15 protein-coding genes are annotated in these 18960 nt (G+C 65.2%); 8 read left to right on the top strand and 7 right to left on the bottom strand.

Annotation, left to right across the window (positions count from 1 at the left end; translation table 11 throughout):
* Positions 1 to 38 precede the first annotated feature (38 nt).
* Positions 39 to 1547, top strand: coding sequence for an AMP nucleosidase (locus A6A40_RS02955; protein WP_063634039.1), 1509 nt, complete (start codon positions 39 to 41; stop codon positions 1545 to 1547).
* A 51-nt stretch (positions 1548 to 1598) separates the two neighbouring features.
* Here the strand turns inward: A6A40_RS02955 and A6A40_RS02950 are convergent, their stop codons facing one another.
* The 5 genes from A6A40_RS02950 to A6A40_RS02930 all read right to left on the bottom strand — a co-directional run bounded on the left by A6A40_RS02950 (position 1599) and on the right by A6A40_RS02930 (position 5527).
* A complete protein-coding gene (locus A6A40_RS02950; protein ID WP_063634038.1) occupies positions 1599 to 2222 on the bottom strand; it encodes an FMN-dependent NADH-azoreductase in 624 nt (207 codons plus the stop codon).
* Positions 2223 to 2368: 146 nt separating this feature from the next.
* Positions 2369 to 3139: a class II glutamine amidotransferase gene (locus tag A6A40_RS02945; protein ID WP_063634037.1), complete on the bottom strand. Its 771-nt coding sequence runs from the start codon at positions 3137 to 3139 to the stop codon at positions 2369 to 2371.
* Positions 3140 to 3212: 73 nt separating this feature from the next.
* Positions 3213 to 3647, bottom strand: coding sequence for an ArsC/Spx/MgsR family protein (locus A6A40_RS02940; RefSeq protein ID WP_063634036.1), 435 nt, complete (start codon positions 3645 to 3647; stop codon positions 3213 to 3215).
* A 3-nt stretch (positions 3648 to 3650) separates the two neighbouring features.
* Complete coding sequence (gene draG / locus A6A40_RS02935) at positions 3651 to 4559, bottom strand: ADP-ribosyl-[dinitrogen reductase] hydrolase (RefSeq protein ID WP_063634035.1); 909 nt, start codon at positions 4557 to 4559, stop codon at positions 3651 to 3653.
* 77 nt (positions 4560 to 4636) lie between these two features.
* Positions 4637 to 5527, bottom strand: coding sequence for an NAD(+)--dinitrogen-reductase ADP-D-ribosyltransferase (locus tag A6A40_RS02930; protein WP_063634034.1), 891 nt, complete (start codon positions 5525 to 5527; stop codon positions 4637 to 4639).
* Between the two features lie 181 nt (positions 5528 to 5708).
* On the opposite strand from A6A40_RS02930, the gene A6A40_RS02925 reads away from it, so the two are divergent.
* On the top strand, positions 5709 to 7022 hold the full coding sequence (locus tag A6A40_RS02925) for a hypothetical protein (protein ID WP_063634033.1): 1314 nt from the start codon (positions 5709 to 5711) through the stop codon (positions 7020 to 7022).
* A 303-nt stretch (positions 7023 to 7325) separates the two neighbouring features.
* Here A6A40_RS02925 and A6A40_RS02920 read toward each other — a convergent pair whose 3' ends face one another.
* A complete protein-coding gene (locus A6A40_RS02920) occupies positions 7326 to 8033 on the bottom strand; it encodes a hypothetical protein (RefSeq protein WP_063634032.1) in 708 nt (235 codons plus the stop codon).
* Between the two features lie 483 nt (positions 8034 to 8516).
* Here A6A40_RS02920 and nifH point away from each other — a divergent pair, with 483 nt between their 5' ends.
* The 5 genes from nifH (at position 8517) to A6A40_RS02895 (ending at position 16776) form a co-directional block, all read left to right on the top strand.
* Entirely contained in the window at positions 8517 to 9413 is an 897-nt protein-coding gene (nifH, locus tag A6A40_RS02915; RefSeq protein WP_063634031.1) for a nitrogenase iron protein, read from the top strand.
* Between the two features lie 185 nt (positions 9414 to 9598).
* Positions 9599 to 11038 (top strand): nitrogenase molybdenum-iron protein alpha chain, encoded by a 1440-nt coding sequence (gene nifD, locus A6A40_RS02910; RefSeq protein ID WP_063634030.1) that lies wholly within the window; start codon positions 9599 to 9601, stop codon positions 11036 to 11038.
* A 31-nt stretch (positions 11039 to 11069) separates the two neighbouring features.
* Complete coding sequence (nifK, locus tag A6A40_RS02905) at positions 11070 to 12629, top strand: nitrogenase molybdenum-iron protein subunit beta (RefSeq protein WP_063634029.1); 1560 nt, start codon at positions 11070 to 11072, stop codon at positions 12627 to 12629.
* A 492-nt stretch (positions 12630 to 13121) separates the two neighbouring features.
* On the top strand, positions 13122 to 14612 hold the full coding sequence (locus tag A6A40_RS02900; RefSeq protein ID WP_063636091.1) for a methyl-accepting chemotaxis protein: 1491 nt from the start codon (positions 13122 to 13124) through the stop codon (positions 14610 to 14612).
* Between the two features lie 211 nt (positions 14613 to 14823).
* Positions 14824 to 16776: a methyl-accepting chemotaxis protein gene (locus A6A40_RS02895; protein WP_063634028.1), complete on the top strand. Its 1953-nt coding sequence runs from the start codon at positions 14824 to 14826 to the stop codon at positions 16774 to 16776.
* Positions 16777 to 16787: 11 nt separating this feature from the next.
* Here A6A40_RS02895 and A6A40_RS02890 read toward each other — a convergent pair whose 3' ends face one another.
* Positions 16788 to 17327 carry a hypothetical protein gene (locus A6A40_RS02890; RefSeq protein ID WP_063634027.1) on the bottom strand — a complete coding sequence of 180 codons (540 nt, stop codon included), beginning with the start codon at positions 17325 to 17327 and terminating at the stop codon, positions 16788 to 16790.
* A 224-nt stretch (positions 17328 to 17551) separates the two neighbouring features.
* Here A6A40_RS02890 and nifE point away from each other — a divergent pair, with 224 nt between their 5' ends.
* Positions 17552 to 18958: a nitrogenase iron-molybdenum cofactor biosynthesis protein NifE gene (nifE, locus tag A6A40_RS02885; RefSeq protein ID WP_063634026.1), complete on the top strand. Its 1407-nt coding sequence runs from the start codon at positions 17552 to 17554 to the stop codon at positions 18956 to 18958.
* Positions 18959 to 18960: the final 2 nt, after the last annotated feature.

Below are 18960 nucleotides of genomic sequence, written 5' to 3'. Positions count from 1 at the left end.
CCTTCCCAGCCAGTCGTTCGTACTCCATCTTTGACGACATGACTGATAAAGCCCCGTTCCAGCCCGGGTCGGCCGGGCGCTTCACCGATGCCAAAGCTGCACTGGCCTGCGTGCGCGACATTTACGAGCGCAATACCGCCTACCTGCGCGACCGCTTCGCCGCCTATACCCAGGGCGAAGAGGAAGGCGGACGGAACCGGGCCTACTACCCCTATGTAAGGCTGACCGCCGTTTCGGGGGCGGCAGTCGATACACGGCTGTCCTATGGCTTCGTCGAGGGGGTCGGCGTCCATTCCACCACGGTGACGCGGCCCGATCTGTTCGAGCGCTATCTGCTGGAACAGTTCACGCTCCTGCTGCGCAACCACGGCGTCCCGCTGGAGGTCGGCGTCAGCGAAGAGGCGATCCCGATCCATTTCGCCTTCCCCAACGGCATGTATGTCGAAGGCGATCTGCCGCCGGACCGGCTGACCAAGCTGCCGGATCTGTTCGACCTGCCCGATCTGGCGCGGATGGACGACACCATCGTCAACGGCACTTTCGACGGTGGCCCCGACGCGGTGAAGCCGCTGGCACTGTTCACCGCCCCCCGAGTGGATTTCTCGCTGCACCGGCTGCGCCACTACACCGCGACGGCGCCGGAGCATTTCCAGAATTTCGTCCTGTTCACCAACTATCAGTTCTATGTGGACGAGTTCATCCGCCTGTCGCGCGAGATCATGGAGCCAACGGGCGACGCCGATCTGGCGGCCTACCGTGCTCAGTATGACAGCTTCGTCGAGCCGGGCGACATCATCACCACCAACCGGAATTTGGGCGGTTTCACCGATGCTCCTGCGGGCAAGCTGACCCGCATGCCGCAGATGCCGGCCTATCACCTGAAACGGCCGGACGGCAACGGCATCACGCTGGTGAACATCGGCGTCGGCCCGTCGAACGCCAAGACCATCACCGACCACATCGCGGTGCTGCGCCCGCACGCTTGGCTGATGCTGGGTCACTGCGCCGGGCTGCGCCACACCCAGCGGCTGGGCGATTACGTGCTGGCGCACGGCTATGTCCGCGAGGACCATGTGCTGGATGCCGACCTGCCCTTGTGGGTGCCGGTGCCGGCCCTGGCGGAGGTTCAGCGCGCGCTGGAAACGGCTGTGGAGCGGGTGACCGGGCTGTCGGGTTTCGACCTGAAGAGCATCATGCGCACCGGTACGGTGGCGACCATCGACAACCGGAACTGGGAGCTGCGCGATCACCGCGAACCGCTGATGCGGTTCAGCCAGAGCCGGGCCATCGCGCTGGACATGGAAAGCGCCACAATCGCCGCCAACGGCTTCCGCTTCCGCGTGCCGTATGGGACGTTGCTGTGCGTGTCGGACAAGCCGATGCATGGGCAGTTGAAGCTGCCGGGCATGGCCGACCGCTTCTATCGGGAGCGGGTCGACCAGCATCTGAAGATCGGCGTGCTGGCAATGGAACTGCTGCGCGAGCACGGGATGGAAACGCTGCACTCCCGCAAGCTGCGCAGCCTGGCGGAAGTGGCGTTCCAGTAACGAATGGGGGCGGGTACAAGACCCGCCCCATCCCAGTCCTAGACTCAGGCCTCAGGCAGCGGCCATCAGGCTCTCGATTTCCTTGGTCGCGGCGGCCAGCGCCTTATCCTTGGCTTCCGGACCCATGCTGACGCCCTCGGCGCGGATGAAGGTCACGTCGGTGATGCCAAAGAAGCCGAACACCGAGCGCAGATAGGCCTCCTGGTGGTCCAGACCGGCCAGCGCCGGGTTGGTCGAATAGACGCCGCCACGGCCCGAGGCCACGATCACGCGCTTGCCGCCGGCCAGACCCTCGGGCCCCTTCTCGGTGTAGCGGAAGGTACGGCCGGCCTGGGCGAGGCGGTCGATCCAGGCCTTCAGCTGGGTCGGGACGGAGAAGTTGTACATCGGCGCACCGACCACGACGACGTCGGCGGCCAGGAACTCGTCGAGCAGGACATTGGTCAGGGCCAGCTCTTCGCGCTGACGCTCGCTCAGCCCATCCACAACGCCGAGCTTGAGGACCGGCAGCAGCTCGCCGTCGAGGTGGGCCGGCGGGTTGGCCGCAACGTCACGGGTGACGACGGTGGCAGCCGGGTCGGCCTTCACCAGAGCCTCGACGATGGAGGCAGTCAGCTGGCGGGTGACGGAGGCGGTGCCGAGCGGGCTGGAGTCGACATGCAGGATCTTGGTCATGACGGAAGGAGCCTTCTGGTTGTTGCGACCGTTATGTCCGGCCGGGTTCTGGCGCCCAAGATGCCTCTTTGCTTTCCAAAGGTTAAGCCGGGATGTGCGCGAAAGATCGTCTCCGGCGAAGCAACAATCGCGCGGGGTTCGCCGGTTCAGCGCGTCACCAGCCCACCGCCGCGGAAGACAGCCATCTGGCCCGGCTGCATCACCGTCCAGGCCTCGTCCCTGGTCAGCGGCCGGGTGGCGATGACGGTGACGACGTCGTTGGGCGTCGTCTCCTTGGAAAAATCGACGCTCATGTCGGCATCGACCAGGGTGGCGGCGCCGAACGGGGCCTTGCGGGTCAGCCAGGCGAGGTTGGTGGCGCAATGGCACCAGAGATAGCGGCCGTCGCTGAGCAGCATGTTGAACACGCCGAGCGAACCGAGATCGGCGGCCAGATGGCGGATCAGCTTCATCAGCCCGGTGGTGGTCTTCGGCGGCTCCGGATACTGCATGCGGATCTGATCGAGCAGCCAGCAGAAGGCGTGCTCGCTGTCGGTGCTGCCGACCGGCTCGTAGAAGGTCAGGACGCGGTCCTTGATGCCCTTCAGCTGGCCATTGTGGGCGAAGGTCCACACCCGGCCCCACAGCTCGCGGGTGAAGGGGTGCGTGTTCTCCAGCGAGACCCGGCCACGGTTGGCGCGGCGGATGTGCGAGATCACCGTGCAGGACTTGATCGAATACTGGCTGACCAGCCGGGCGATCTCCGATTCGCTGCTCGGCGCCGGATCATGGAAGGTGCGGCAGCCCTTGCCTTCGTAAAAGGCGATGCCCCAGCCGTCGCGGTGCGGCCCGGTCTGTCCGCCGCGGCGCATCAGGCCGGCGAAGCTGAAGCAGATGTCCGTGGGCACGTTGGCGCTCATGCCCAGGAGTTCGCACATGGTGTCCTCGTCTGCCGCTTGTCGTCGCCTCGGGGGCGACAAGCTACGACAGGTGGTCCGCGAGGTCACGCGTTCATGGCTTCGGGCCTGATGGCTTCGGGCAGGGCGACATATCCGGCCTGAGGCACCCCTCCATCCTGCCGGGCGCCGGGGAGCCGCCCAGTCCGATCCAGGCATCCACCCGCCCGGTCTCGAAGCCGCAGTCGCGGCGGTCGCCAACCTGCATCAGCGGGCGGCGGATCAGCAGCGGGCGCTCGACCATCGCAGCCAGCGCCGCCGTCTCGTCCATCGCCTCCGGCACCACCTCGCCACTCTTCACCGCCGGCGCGGCGCGGTTGAACCAGTCGGCCACCGGGCGGTCGCCGAAGAAGGGGCGGAGAGTCGCGGGCGTCCAGGATTCGGCGAGCAGGTCGCGGGCGATCACCCTGTGACCGGCCAGCTCAAGCAGGGCTTTCTGCCGCGCATTGCCGCCGCAGCCGGGCTTCTCGAAAAAGATCACGTCTGCCATCGGTCATCTCCCCCGGAACAGCGGCGCGCGTGCCAGCAGCGCGTCGGTTTGCCGACAAATCTCGTCATGAACCTCGCGGTCCAGCTTGCGCAGCCAGCGCGACGGGATCGACTCCACGCCATAGGTGGCCCCGGCCAGCATGCCGGCGATGGCGCCGGTGGTGTCGGCGTCGCCGCCCTGGTTCACCGTTTCCACCACGCAGGATTCGACCGAATCGGTCTGGAAGTAATAATGGAAGACGGTCTGCACCGTATCGACGACGAAGGCCGTGGACAGGCCGCGGTAGGGTTCGAACTTGAACTGGCGGTGCTTGGCGATCAGGGCGTTCGCCTCCTCCCGCGCCGCGACGATGCCGCCGCCCGACACCAGCCGCCGCACCATCCGGCCCAGCGCGATCACCGCGGCGTCGGACAGCTGGTTGCAGTGCGTGATGTGCGACTGCTCGAGCGACCAGCGTTCGAAGGCCGCGTCGTCGCCCAGCGTCGCCAGCGCCACCGGCAGGTTGCGCATCGCGGCGCCGTTGCCGCCATGGTATTCCGACTCCGGCTCCTCCAGAGTGCCGTGCATGATGAAGCGACGGATGCCGCGGCGCGTCGTGTCGCCGACATCGACCGGCACCGATTTCAGCCAGACCGCGAATTCCTCCGCGGCGCGGCGGGCCTCCCATTCCGGACCCGACAGGATGGCGCGGCCGAGATGCAGCGACATCTCGGTGTCGTCGGTCACCTGCCCGGCGGTCAGCTTCAGCCAACCGCCGCCCTTGATGTGCTTGTGAACTCCATATTGATGGGCGATCTCGCCCTTGGTCAGGAACTCCACCGTCGCCCCCAGCGCGTCGCCGCAGGCGAGGCCGAGATAGGCGCCGAGCGCCCTGGAACGGATTTCTGGAGTCGGAATCGTCGGATCGGTCATGCCATCGGGCACAGAGGCCGCCCTTTCCTGGTGCGCCCGGCGAAACGGCCGGAAGGCCGCCGCCAGGCGTGAGGTTGTCAGAGAAGCGACACACCCACCCGGTAATCCCCGCCAATCACCAGATACTCCCCTTCGCCCTGGAAAGGATAGCGCGGCAGAATGTCGCGGAAGAAGACGACCTTGGGCAGCGGCACCCAGGCGTCGAGGATGTGGTCGCCGAACTGGCCGGCGATGTCGCGGTCGATGGAAAAGGAACACAGGTTGTTCAGCCGCAGCACCGCCGTGCGCTTGTCAGGCCGGGCGACGACAGGGTGTTCCGCGAAATCGTTGACGCCACGGTAGAGCCGGATGTGCGAGGCCCAGTTGGGCATCGGTGCGTCGGGCCAGCCGCGGCGGATCGTCCACTGGCAGAACTCGTACAGAAGGTCGAGCTGCAGGTGGATGTTGTTGTTGTGGAAGCGGGTCGATTGCTTCTGCTCGCCATAAGCGGCCCAGGCGTCGGAGGCGAAGCGGCGGATCGGTTCGCCATGGAAGGTCGGCAGCAGGCCGAACCGGCTTTCCACCCACCCCTTCAGCACCGCTCCTTCCGCCCGGTTGCTGTCGAACATCCAGCCCTTCAGCAGCCGCAGGTAGCTGGCGCGGAAACGCCGCCGGCCGTCCGGCCCGTCGGCCCCGGAGAAGTCGGGATTCACCCCGAACACCGCGGCCATATGGCGCTGGAAGATGTCGGAGGCCGTCAGCGCATCGCGGCACTCGTCCAGCGCTTCGAACAATGCGGCGTGTTCGCTGCGGGTGGCGCCGATGCGCAGGCGCCGCGGCTCGTCGTTGTAGGCCTCGCTGCACAGCGTGGCGGCCGGGATATTGACGAGGTTGGTGCGGTGGGCACGAAGGGCCAGCGGCGAATCAGGATGAGACTCGGGGTCCTTCGTCCGACCAGCCGAATCGCGTATCGCCCATCCATCCGCCACGCTTGCCCATCCCGGATTGCCATTATTTTATTATGGATATTATATATGTGGGCGCGTGCCAAGCCCGGACCGCGGGACCGGGCCGGGTTCCTTCGCCGCATGTCGCAACATTGTCCATTTGAAGCCGGACAGCCCGTCCCCATACTCAGTACAGCAACGCTTACGATCCGGCGGCACCCGCATGGCCTTCTGGCCGACCAAGTACGACGACAGCCGGGGCCGGCGCACTCCGCCGGTGCCAGCACAGACTCTTGCCCGAACGCAGCCCCCCTCTTCCCAGTCCGCACCGGACGCCCCGGCAGCGCCCAACGCCCGCCCGCCCCGTGGCATCGACGAGGCGCGGACGGCGCTGCGCCTCGCCCAGCTTCTGCGCGGCACCATCACCCCCCTGCGTGGCGACACGGTGCTGGAACTGCTGGAGCCGCACCGGCCAAAGCTGGTGCCCAGGCCGATCAACCCGCTTCCGGGACTGGTCGGGCAGTCGCCGGGCCGGATGCTGGAGGCGCTGCTGCGGCCGATCGGGCAGATCGTCACCGACGTGTTGTTGCCGGGGGTGCGCGACCATCTGATCGACCGGCTGGTGACAGGCCGCACCGCCCATGAGGAAAGCCTGCCCAGCGCCATCGACCTTGCCGAGGCGATGCAGGCCCTGGTCAGCCGGATGCGCGGCGGCGGCAAAAGCCACCTCAAGGCTGTGATCGCCGCCATCGAATTGGACGCCCGCGCCACTGCCGACGCCCTGACCAGGGATCGCCGCCCCATCGACGTCGGCGGCATCGACCGGTTGGCCCGCGCCCTGCTGCGCTTCGAGGTGCGGCGGATGATGCTGGAGGCGTTGGGCGGCGGCACTGCGTTGCAGGACGTCGTCTATCAGTCGCGCCGGCTGGCCCGCTATTCCCTGCATCGCGCCACCGAGGCGATCGAGGGATTCGTCGCCGACCGTGGGCTGAAGGCGCTGCATGCCAGCCTCGCCACGCTGGCCCAGGCCGACGGGCTGATCGTCATCGCGCTGCGCAACCTCGACGACCAGGAGGAGACCAAGGAGGAATCCGGCCCCTTCGTCGAACCGGCCGACCGCAAGGCGATGAACGACTGGCTGTCGGCGGCATGGCGGCTTTCCGACACCTTGTTCGATCTCGTCGAAAAGGCCGCCGCCGGCGGCGAACTGGACGACCTGCTGTTCGCCGCCCTGCTGCGCCAACTGCGCAGCCTTCATCATTTCTGCGCCGACCTGACCCACGCCGGCCGCCCGGCCGCCGTCGATACACTGAAACAACGGTTGGTCGAGCGCACGGACGCCTTGGCGAAGCTGACCGGAGAGCGGCTGATCGAAACGATGCTCCGCCGCCCGACGGATGCGGCCTCGGCACGGCGCCTGCTGGGGCGGGGGCAGTCGCTGGCCCAACTTCTCCACGACATGGGCCTCGACGGGGATCTGGAGGAGTTGGCCATGCATCTGGTCATGGCCCGCGAGGCCCTGGCGCACAACGGCTGACACACCCGGTATCGGCTGCCCGGACCGGCGCCCGCCGCGCATGTCGCCCGTTCGCGAAAGGCAAGGCGGGGAACGGAGCCCCCGCGCCTATCGGCGCTCGCGAGCGAGCGCGGGCGATAGCGGCTTCGGAAAGTCGGGATTTTCCGAAGCTGGCATGATTCCCAGTTCCCCGGCCACCCTTCGCATGGCTTCCACCGCGTCCCGTCGCCTCATGCACCGCCACCCTGCTTCCTCCAGGGCTTCCCGCCGCGCGTCATCCGCGATCAGCCCGCAGGCAGCCTCGACCAGCCCTTCGTAAGGGGCTCAGGCCAAGCCGCCCAGCAGATCGGGGTCGATCTCGGTGCCGGGATGGCGTTCGGTCAGCACCGCCTTGCGGTTCGACAGCATGTGGGAGACGCGCACGATCTCGAAAATGCCCGCCTCGTAGTAATGCAGGTTCAAGATCAGCTTCGCGTCGGCGACGAATTGGTCGCGGCGCGCCCCGTAATAATGTTCAAGGCTGACCACGGTCAGGCCACGCCTGCCCATAGCGTCGAGGATCGCGCTGCGGCGCGGGTTCACGGCGCCATAGAACAGCACATCGATGCCGGGGGATGGGCTGTTCGGGATCCGGGTCATCTCGTCCACATGCCCGATGGGAACATGCCGCGCATGGATGCCCATTCCGGCCAGATCGGCAATGTTGCGGTGGCTGTAATCCCAAACCGTGCAGCGGCGCAGGAGATCCGGGTAATGGGCGTTGCGCGGGTGCAGCGTGCGGATCTGTTCCAGATTGTAAATGATGGACGTGCTTGGCAGGCGGCCGCCTTCCTCCGGCGTCAGGTCGATGGCGCCCAGAATGATGGCGCGTCTCTGGCGGTTGAGCTTGTTGATGACGATCTCCGCATCTGCCCCCAGACGGCGCAACGCGAAGCGCATCGTTTCCGCAACCTCCGCAAAAGCACTGGCGCCAACGTCGGCCGTGCCGTTCTTCTTGATGATGACAATGTCGATGCCGATTCCGTTCACCATAACCGCCCCTTTTACCCAGACGCGCCCATTCTAGTGCGCGGGCGGATCGCCGCCAAAGAAGGTTCTTTCACGTTTCGCGTGCACGGTCATATGGAGACTCGGTTGTGGGGATCGGCCTTCTCCGCAGCCCGGATACCGGCGCGCCGATAAGGTCACGTCGCACCTGACAAGGTACCGCCGCCGTCACGGCCAATGCCCCATCCGCCGCAAAGCCCCAAAAATCCGCGATTGGCGGCCTCTTCGGCCAACAGGCATCCGACCTTCGCGAGAGACCCGACAAAATGTCGGGCTTTGTCGTGTGTGTCGGGACCCCGACAAAGGGAAGAGAAACACAATTCTGAAAAATATATAAACTATATCAATATGTTACGGACATTTCCTGCTCTGGCACGGGTCGTGCAACCCATGGAATTCGAAGCGACCACGAACCGGCCGCACCGGATCGAAACACACACCCACGACCCAAGCACAGGAGCGACCCACATGGCCAAAGCGCCTCTGCGTCAGATCGCCTTTTACGGCAAGGGCGGTATCGGCAAGTCCACCACCTCTCAGAACACGCTGGCCGCGCTGGTCGAGCTGGATCAGAGGATCCTGATCGTCGGCTGCGATCCGAAGGCCGACTCCACCCGCCTGATCCTGCATGCCAAGGCCCAGGATACCGTGCTGCATCTGGCCGCCGAAGCCGGTTCCGTCGAGGATCTGGAGCTCGAGGACGTCCTCAAGATCGGCTACAAGAACATCAAGTGCGTCGAGTCCGGCGGTCCGGAGCCGGGGGTCGGCTGCGCCGGACGCGGCGTCATCACCTCGATCAACTTCCTGGAAGAGAACGGCGCCTACGACGACGTGGACTATGTGTCCTACGACGTGCTGGGCGACGTGGTCTGCGGCGGCTTCGCCATGCCGATCCGCGAGAACAAGGCCCAGGAAATCTACATCGTCATGTCCGGCGAGATGATGGCGCTCTACGCCGCCAACAACATCGCCAAGGGCATCCTGAAATACGCGCACAGCGGCGGCGTCCGTCTCGGCGGCCTGATCTGCAACGAGCGCCAGACCGACAAGGAATGGGATCTGGCCGACGCGCTGGCCAAGCGCCTGGGCTCCAAGCTGATCCACTTCGTGCCGCGCGACAACATCGTCCAGCACGCCGAGCTGCGCCGCATGACGGTCATCGAGTACGCCCCGGACAGCAAGCAGGCCGGCGAATACCGCGCGCTCGCCAACAAGATCCATGCGAATTCCGGCCAGGGCTGCATCCCGACCCCGATCACCATGGAAGAGCTGGAAGAGATGCTGATGGACTTCGGCATCATGAAGACCGAGGAGCAGCAGCTCGCCGAGCTGGCCGCCAAGGAAGCGGCGAAGGCCGGCGCCTGACCCCAGGCGTAGCGACGGTTGCCTACCGGCCCCCCTGCCGCCCATGCAGGGGGGACCGCCTGAACACTGGCCCCATCCCCAGCCCCGCACAACGCCGACCCAACCACCATAGGGGCGACGGCGTGGGAGGGAGGGGCTCGGTCACGCGCTGCAGTGGCGCGGAATATTCAAGCAGGAGGCCGGCTATGAGCCTGTCCGAGAACACCACGGTCGACGTCAAGAACCTCGTCAACGAAGTCCTCGAAGCCTATCCCGAAAAATCCCGCAAGCGCCGCGCCAAGCACCTGAACGTGCTGGAGGCCGAGGCCAAGGACTGCGGCGTCAAGTCGAACGTCAAGTCCATCCCCGGCGTCATGACCATCCGCGGCTGCGCCTATGCCGGCTCCAAGGGCGTGGTGTGGGGTCCGATCAAGGACATGATCCACATCTCCCACGGGCCCGTGGGCTGCGGCTACTACTCCTGGTCCGGCCGCCGCAACTACTACATCGGCGACACCGGTGTGGACAGCTGGGGCACGATGCACTTCACCTCCGACTTCCAGGAGAAGGACATCGTCTTCGGCGGCGACAAGAAGCTGCACAAGGTCATCGAGGAAATCAACGAGCTGTTCCCGCTGGTGAACGGCATCTCGATCCAGTCGGAATGCCCGATCGGCCTGATCGGCGACGACATCGAGGCTGTCGCCCGCGCCAAGTCGGCGGAAATCGGCAAGCCGGTCATCCCCGTGCGCTGCGAAGGCTTCCGCGGCGTGTCCCAGTCGCTGGGCCACCACATCGCCAACGATGCCATCCGCGACTGGGTGTTCGAGAAGACGGAACCCAAGGCCGGCTTCGTCTCCACCCCCTATGACGTCACCATCATCGGCGACTACAACATCGGCGGCGACGCCTGGTCGAGCCGCATCCTGCTGGAGGAGATCGGCCTGCGCGTGATCGCCCAGTGGTCGGGCGACGGCACGCTCGCCGAGCTGGAGAACACGCCGAAGGCCAAGGTCAACCTGATCCACTGCTACCGCTCGATGAACTACATCGCGCGCCACATGGAAGAGAAGTTCAACATTCCTTGGATGGAATACAACTTCTTCGGCCCGAGCCAGATCGCCGAATCCCTGCGCAAGATCGCCGCCCTCTTCGACGACAAGATCAAGGAGAACGCCGAGAAGGTCATCGCCCGCTACCAGCCGATGGTCGATGCGGTCATCGCCAAGTACAAGCCGCGGCTGAACGGCAAGAAGGTCATGATCTATGTCGGCGGCCTGCGTCCGCGCCACGTCGTCGATGCCTATCACGACCTGGGCATGGAGATCATCGGGACCGGTTACGAGTTCGCCCACAACGACGACTATCAGCGCACGCCGCACTATGTGAAGGAAGGCACGCTGATCTACGACGATGTCACCGCGTTCGAGCTGGAGAAGTTCGTCGAGGCGATGCGTCCCGACCTCGTCGCGTCGGGCATCAAGGAAAAGTACGTGTTCCAGAAGATGGGTCTGCCGTTCCGCCAGATGCACAGCTGGGATTATTCCGGCCCGTACCACGGCTATGACGGCTTCGCGATCTTCGCCCGCGACATGGACCTGGCCATCAACAACCCCGTCTGGGGCGTGATGAAGGCCCCGTTCTGACCATCGGCCTCTGGAACAGGAGAATTTGAGAATGACCGACAAGCTTTCGCAGAGCGCCGACAAGGTCCTCGACCACTACACCCTCTTCCGGCAGCCCGAATATGCGGCGATGTTCGAGAAGAAGAAGACCGAGTTCGAGTACGGCCATTCGGACGAGGAAGTCGCCCGCGTGTCTGAATGGACCAAGTCCGAGGACTACAAGGCGAAGAACTTCGCCCGTGAAGCGGTCGTCATCAACCCGACCAAGGCCTGCCAACCGATCGGTGCGATGTTCGCCGCCCAGGGCTTCGAGGGCACCCTGCCCTTCGTCCATGGCTCGCAGGGCTGCGTCGCCTATTACCGCACCCACCTGACCCGCCACTTCAAGGAGCCGAACAGCGCGGTCTCCTCGTCGATGACGGAAGACGCGGCGGTGTTCGGCGGCCTGAACAACATGATCGACGGCCTGGCGAACGCCTATGCGCTCTACAAGCCGAAGATGATCGCGGTGATGACCACCTGCATGGCCGAAGTCATCGGCGACGACCTGCAGGGCTTCATCGCCAACGCGAAGAACAAGGACAGCGTCCCGGCCGACTTCCCGGTCCCCTACGCCCACACCCCGGCCTTCGTCGGCAGCCACATCGTCGGCTACGACAACATGATCAAGGGGATCCTGACCAACTTCTGGGGCACGTCGGAGAATTTCGACACGCCCAAGACCGAGCAGATCAACCTGATCCCCGGTTTCGACGGCTTCGCCGTCGGCAACAACCGCGAACTGAAGCGCATCGCCGGCGAATTCGGCGTGAAGCTGCAGATCCTGTCCGACGTGTCCGACAATTTCGACACGCCGATGGATGGCGAGTACCGCATGTATGACGGCGGCACCACCATCGAGGAGACCAAGGAGGCCCTGCACGCCAAGGCCACCATCTCCATGCAGGAGTACAACACCACCCAGACCCTGCAGTTCTGCAAGGAGAAGGGCCAGGACGTCGCCAAGTTCAACTACCCGATGGGCGTCACCGGCACCGACGAGCTGCTGCTGAAGCTCGCCGAACTGTCGGGCAAGCCGGTCCCGGCCAGCCTGAAGCTGGAGCGCGGCCGTCTGGTCGACGCCATCGCCGACAGCCACACCCACATGCACGGCAAGCGCTTCGCCGTCTATGGCGACCCGGACTTCTGCCTCGGCATGACCCGCTTCCTGCTGGAGCTGGGGGCGGAGCCGGTGCACATCCTGTCCACCTCGGGTTCCAAGAAGTGGGAGAAACAGGTCAAGAAGCTGCTGGACGGCTCGCCCTTCGGCGCCTCGGGTGCGGCCCATGGCGGCAAGGATCTGTGGCACCTGCGCTCGCTGATCTTCACCGACAAGGTCGACTACATCATCGGCAACAGCTACGGCAAGTATCTGGAGCGCGACACCAAGGTTCCGTTGATCCGCCTGACCTACCCGATCTTCGACCGCCACCACCACCACCGCTATCCGACCTGGGGCTACCAGGGCGCGCTGAACGTGCTGGTGCGGATCCTGGACCGGATCTTCGAGGACATCGACGCCAACACCAACATCGTCGGCCAGACCGACTACTCGTTCGACCTGATCCGCTGACCGGCCCGCCGGCCGAAAGGCCGGCAGCAATAACGGCATAGGTTCCACAGGCATCGGTTCCAGCCCACACGACGGGCCGGGGTTTCCATCCCCCCCCGGCCCGGCGGCAACCTCCAAAGCCCGGAGAGTGTCGGCAACGGCGCGCTCCGGGTATTTTTGTTTCGCAGGAATGCCGGCAACCACGGAGACCCAACGACCGCGGAAGAGGCGAGAGCGGAGTATTATCCACCGGGGACAATAAGTTATCCGATCATCGGTCGCAAGATCACCATGTTGGAAGCGGCTGAAATATTATTGTCAGCAAAATGTATGGACACACAAATACCAAGCCCGGCAAGGGCGTTGATCAACACTCTCCGTATCGGTTCAGACTCCACACCAGACCCTATACCTTAGGACCAGCACGGATTGACCGGTGCCGGTCTTCTGCGTTTCGATGATGCTCGATCGGAAACCGATCCGGCGCATCACGAGAAAAAGGGGGGGGCGGAAATGTTCGGCTTCATTCAGACCATCTATGGCAAAGGTTCCAACAGTCATGCGCTGCTGTCCGCCCTGGACCGCTCCCTTGCCATCATCGAGTTTTCCCTCGACGGAACGATCCTGAACGCCAACACCAACTTCCTGGCGGTGATGGGCTATTCATTGCCCGAAGTGGTCGGCCGTCATCACAGGATGTTCGTCGACCCGGCCGAACATGCCAGTCCCGCCTATCAGGAGTTTTGGGATCGGCTGAGACGCGGCGAGTTCCAGCGGGCGCTGTACCGGCGCATTGCCAAGAACGGCCGCGAGCTCTGGATCGAGGCCACCTACAACCCCATTCTCGACGCCACCGGCCGCGCCTGCAAGATCATCAAATTCGCCACCGACGTCACCGAACGGCAGGTGACGAACGCCGATATGCGCGGCAAGATCGATGCGATATCGCGGTCGCAGGCGGTGATCGAGTTCAATCCGGACGGTACAGTCATCACCGCCAACGAGAATTTCCTCAGCGTTCTCGGCTACAGTCTGGATGAGGTCCGCGGGCGCCATCACAGCATGTTCGTCGATCCACAGGAACGCGAGACTGCCGCCTATCGCGATTTCTGGAAAAGGCTCAACAGCGGACGGTTCGAAACCGCCCAATACAGGCGCATCGGCAAGGGTGGACGGGTTGTCTGGATCCAGGCATCCTACAACCCGGTGTTCGACGATATGGGCCGACTGCGCAAGGTCGTGAAGTTCGCAACCGACATCACCGAGCAGATCAGCATGCTGGGCCGCCTGAAGTCCCTGATCGACACCAATTTTTCAGAGATCGAACAGGCGATGACCACTGCCCACCGGCAGGCCGATACCGCCGCCGCCGCATCGTCGGAAACGCGGGTGACGGTGCAGACCATCGCGGCCGGGGCGGAGGAACTGACGGCTTCCGCCCACGAGATCGCCGACGGCATGTCCCGGTCGCAGCAGGCGGCCGACGTCGCGGTGAGCGAGGCGGACAACGCCGACAGGGCCGCCACCCGTCTGTCGGAAGTCGCAAAGGCGATGGGCGGCATCGTCGAACTGATCCGATCCATCGCCGGACAGATCAACATGCTGGCCCTGAACGCGACCATCGAAGCGGCGCGGGCGGGCGAGGCAGGCCGCGGCTTCGCCGTCGTCGCCAACGAGGTGAAGAATCTGGCCAACCAGTCGGCGAACGCGACTTCCCAGATCTCGCGTGAGATCGACGGAATGCAAGCCGTTTCGCGCGACGTCGTGTCGTCGCTGACGGCCATCCGCAAGTCCATGAGCAATCTTCGCCAATTCGTCGTGATGTCCGCCGGCGCAGTGGAGGAACAGACCACGGTCACCGCCAACATCTCGGTCAACATGCAGGGTGCATCGACCTCCGTGGCTGTCGTGGACCAGAGCATCGGCGCGATCTCCACTGCTTTTGTCCAGGTCGGGAACGCCATTGCGGAAACCAAGGAAGCTGCGCGGATGCTGGCCCGTTGATCGAAGACGGTCGGCGGAAATGCATGGAACGGCATTTCTCCAAAGACTTGCCAAAGATTTCATCTGCCAGGTCCTGCAATCGCAAAAGCGTCATCTTTCGAATGCTAGGGATATCCCTTGTTCGGCGGCATCGAGCCGGCTCTAATGTTCCGGTCGGCTTGTGCCATCGCCCGACTGGCGGGAAGGCCGCCGTCAATCCATGGGGAGTTCCATGTCCGCCACTGTCCAGCCGGCTGGCTCAACCCGGCGATCCGGAAGATTCATCCATCGCATCCTGATCGCCGCCACGCTTCTCATCACGCTGTCGGTCGGGGCACTCGGCCTGCTGGTCTACCGCCTGTCGTCGCAGGCCTTGCAGGCGGAGGTCGACGCCAGGATCGAGACCGCCGGCATCGCTGCCGTGGACGGCATCCAGAAATGGCTTGCCGGGCGCATGATGCTGATCCGTTTGGTCGCGGAGGACATCACCTCCGCCAGCCCGGATGGGATCATGCCGATCATCGCGCGCAAGACCCTGCGCGACACCTTCTCCGAGGTCTATTTCGGATCGGAGGCGGATGGCCGCTTCACCACCTTCAACCCGTCCGAACTGCCGCCCGGCTACGACCCGCGCAAACGCCCCTGGTACAAATCCGCGATCACGACGCGCGACCTGACCCTGTCGGAGCCCTATCAGGACGCCACCACCAAGAAGCTGGTGATCAGCGCGGTGATGCCCGTCACCAGCGGGGGGACGCTGCGCGGAGTCGCCGGGGCCGATCTGCCGCTGGACGTGCTGCAGGAGTTCCTGCGCTCCTTCGCGATGGACGGCCAAGGCTTCGTCTTCCTTGCCGACGGCGAGGGCAAGATACTGGTCCACCCGGACGAGGCGATGGTCATGAAGCCCTTCGGCCGCAAGCCGGTCGGGGGAAGCGAGATCGCGACCGACGACGGCCGGCTGGTGCGGTTCTACAGCATCAAGGGGCTGCCCGGCCTGGATTGGCATGTCGCGGTGTCGATGGATCGCGCGAAGGTGCAGGCTCCGATGGAGCTTCTGGCCAAACTGCTGGCCGCGACCGTGCTGGGCGCCATCGTCTTCGTCGTGCCGTTGCTGGGGCTGCTGATCGTCCGCATCGTCGCCCGCCCGATCACCCGGATGACCGACGCGATGTCGCGCCTGAGCGCCGGCGACCTGTCGGTCTCCATCCCGGCACTCGACCGCAAGGACGAGATCGGGGCGATGGCGCAGTCGCTGGAGGTGTTCAAGGAGACTCTCGCCCGCAACCGCGCCATGGAAGAGGAGATGCGCCAGACCCGTGAGCAGGCGGAACGGGACAAGCGCAACGCGCTGGCCCGGATGGCCGACAGTTTCGAGAACACGGTCAAGGCCATCGTCGGGCAGGTCATCGGCTCCGCCAGCCGGATGAAGGGAAGTTCGCAGGAGCTGTCAACCATGGCCGAGGACAGCCGCAAGCGCGCCGCGGCCGTCGCCGCCGCATCGGAGGAGGCCTCGACCAACGTGCAGACCGTCGCCGCCTCCGCGGAAGAGATGACCGCCTCCATCGGCGAGATCTCGCGTCAAGTGACGCAGTCGAGTGCGGTGGCCCGTCAGGCGGTGGAACGGGCGGATGAGGCGTCGCAGAATGTCCAGCTCATGGCCGATCAGGCCCGCAGCATCGGCACCGTGGTTCAGCTGATCCAGGAGATCGCCAGCCAGACCAACCTGCTGGCGTTGAACGCCACCATCGAAGCGGCCCGCGCCGGCGAGGCGGGAAAGGGGTTCGCCGTCGTCGCCAGCGAGGTGAAGGGCCTCGCCACCCAGACTGCCAGGGCAACGGAGGAGATCTCCAGCCAGATCGCAGCAATGCAGGCGGCGACCGACGACACGGTGGGCGCCATCCAGAAGATCACCACCATCATCGCCCAGGTGAACGAGGTGTCGACCACCATCGCCGCCGCGGTCGAGGAGCAGAATGCCGCAACCCGCGAAATCGCCCGCAGCGTGCAGCAAGCCGCCTCCGGCACGCAGGAAATCTCCCGCAACATCGGCGGCGTCCAGCAGATCGCCGACGGAACCGGCAACGCCGCCCAGCAGGTGCTGGACGCCGCCGGAGCCCTGTTCGGCGATGCCGAGAAGCTGTCGACGGAAGTCGACCGTTTCATCCACGAGGTGCGCGCCGGCTGAGCAGAACCGCTTCAGCCATCCCGAAGGGCGAAGCCGACCACCCGCTCCAGCTCACGGTCGGCTGCCGCCCGCCAGCCCTCCCCGCCCAGTTCGACCGGGACCGGCGGAAGTCCGACCGACGGGGCGGCGACGCCGTCGCGGACCGGTCGGGCGCGCAGCAGCAGGCGGGGGTGCGCGGTTCCGCTCCAGTCCCGGCGGCCCTCCAGGACCAGCAGCAGAATCGGACCATCGACCGTCGGCGGCATTTCTTCGGTCGGTTCGGCGTCGGGCGTCACCGTGCGCAGGCCGAGGTGCACCACGGATCTGCCCCGGTCGGATGCCATCCGCGTGACGAGTTCGACTGCGGCATCGCACAGCATTGTCGCTTCCGGCGGAGCCGCGTGCTGATCGAGGTCGAGGTATCGGCAGGCGACGCCGATCTCACGACCGGGCTCCCGCGCCATCCGGATCACCGCACCATCCTGTGCCGCAGCCCCCGGCCCGGCCGCCAGCGCCACCAGTATCCCGGCCATCGTCGCCTGTCGGCGGAGGCTCCATCCGATCCGGTCCATCGCAACTCCCCTTTCCCACAAGCGTCCTGATACGGGCGGCCCCGCCCTGCCCCTGCGCGGGATGTGCGACACCCGACAAGCCCGCACCCGGCCCCCCGATTGTCAGCTATCGGACAGGGCCGATAAACCCGACAATTGTTATTTGTCAGTGACTTATCATCTGGCACGCCCCCTGCATCACTGCAGTGCAGAGCCATTTCCGGCGCCAGGATGGGAGAGCGGGCATGCTCCAGGACAAGATCCAGGACGTCTTCAACGAACCGGGCTGCGCGACCAACCAGGCCAAATCGGCCAAGGAGAAGAAGAAGGGCTGCACCAAGTCGCTGAAACCGGGGGCCGCGGCCGGCGGCTGCGCCTATGACGGGGCGATGATCGTGCTTCAGCCGATCGCCGACGCCGCCCATCTGGTCCATGGCCCCATCGCCTGTCTGGGCAACTCGTGGGACAATCGCGGCTCGCAATCCTCCGGCCCGCAGCTCTACCGCACCGGCTTCACCACCGACCTGTCGGAGCTGGACGTCATCGGCGGCGGCGAAAAGAAGCTCTACCGCGCCATCAAGGAGATCGTGCAGCAATACGACCCGCCGGCCGTCTTCGTCTATCAGACCTGCGTGCCCGCCATGACCGGCGACGACATCGCCGCGGTGTGCAGGTTCGCGTCGGAGAAGCTGGGCAAGCCGGTGATCCCGGTGGATGCGCCGGGCTTCGTCGGATCGAAGAATCTCGGCAACAAGTTGGCCGGCGAGGCCCTGCTGGAGCATGTCATCGGCACGGTGGAGCCGGAATACACCACCCCCACCGACGTCTGCATCATCGGCGAGTACAACCTCGCCGGCGAGCTGTGGCTGGTCAAGCCGCTGCTGGACGAGATCGGCATCCGCCTGCTGTCCTGCATTTCCGGCGACGGCCGCTACAAGGAGGTGGCCCAGGCCCACCGCGCCCGCGTCACCATGATGGTGTGCAGCCAGGCATTGGTGAATGTCGGCCGCAAGATGCAGGAACGCTACGGCATCCCCTATTTCGAGGGCTCCTTCTACGGCGTCTCCGACATGTCGGACACGCTGCGCACCATGGCCCGCATGCTGGTGGAGCGCGGCGCCGACAAGAGCCTGATCGACCGGGCCGAAGGCGTGATCGCGCGGGAGGAAAGCAGGGTCTGGCGCCGTCTGGAACCCTACAAGCCGCGCTTCGACGGCAAGCGCGTCCTGCTGTTCACCGGCGGGGTCAAGAGCTGGTCGATGGTCAGCGCGCTGGAGGGCGCCGGACTGACCATCCTCGGCACCTCGACCAAGAAATCGACCAAGGAGGACAAAGAGCGCATCAAGAAGATGAAGGGCGAGGAGTTCCACCAGTGGGACGACCTGAAGCCGCGCGACATCTACAGGATGCTGGCCGACCATCAGGCCGACATCATGATGTCGGGCGGCCGGTCGCAGTTCATCTCCTTGAAGGCCAAGGTTCCCTGGCTCGACATCAACCAGGAGCGCCACCACGCCTATGCCGGCTATGACGGCATCGTCAATCTCTGCGAGGAGATCGACAAGACGCTGTCGAATCCGATCTGGCGTCAGGTGCGCCAGCCGGCACCGTGGGAGTCCGGTCCGTCCTCCACCCTTCTGGCGGCGGAGTAAGG

Source organism: Azospirillum humicireducens, assembly GCF_001639105.2.
In the GTDB taxonomy this organism is placed as follows: domain Bacteria; phylum Pseudomonadota; class Alphaproteobacteria; order Azospirillales; family Azospirillaceae; genus Azospirillum; species Azospirillum humicireducens.
The sequence above is the reverse complement of the archived record's forward strand: the minus strand, read 5'-3'. Positions and strand labels throughout refer to the sequence as shown.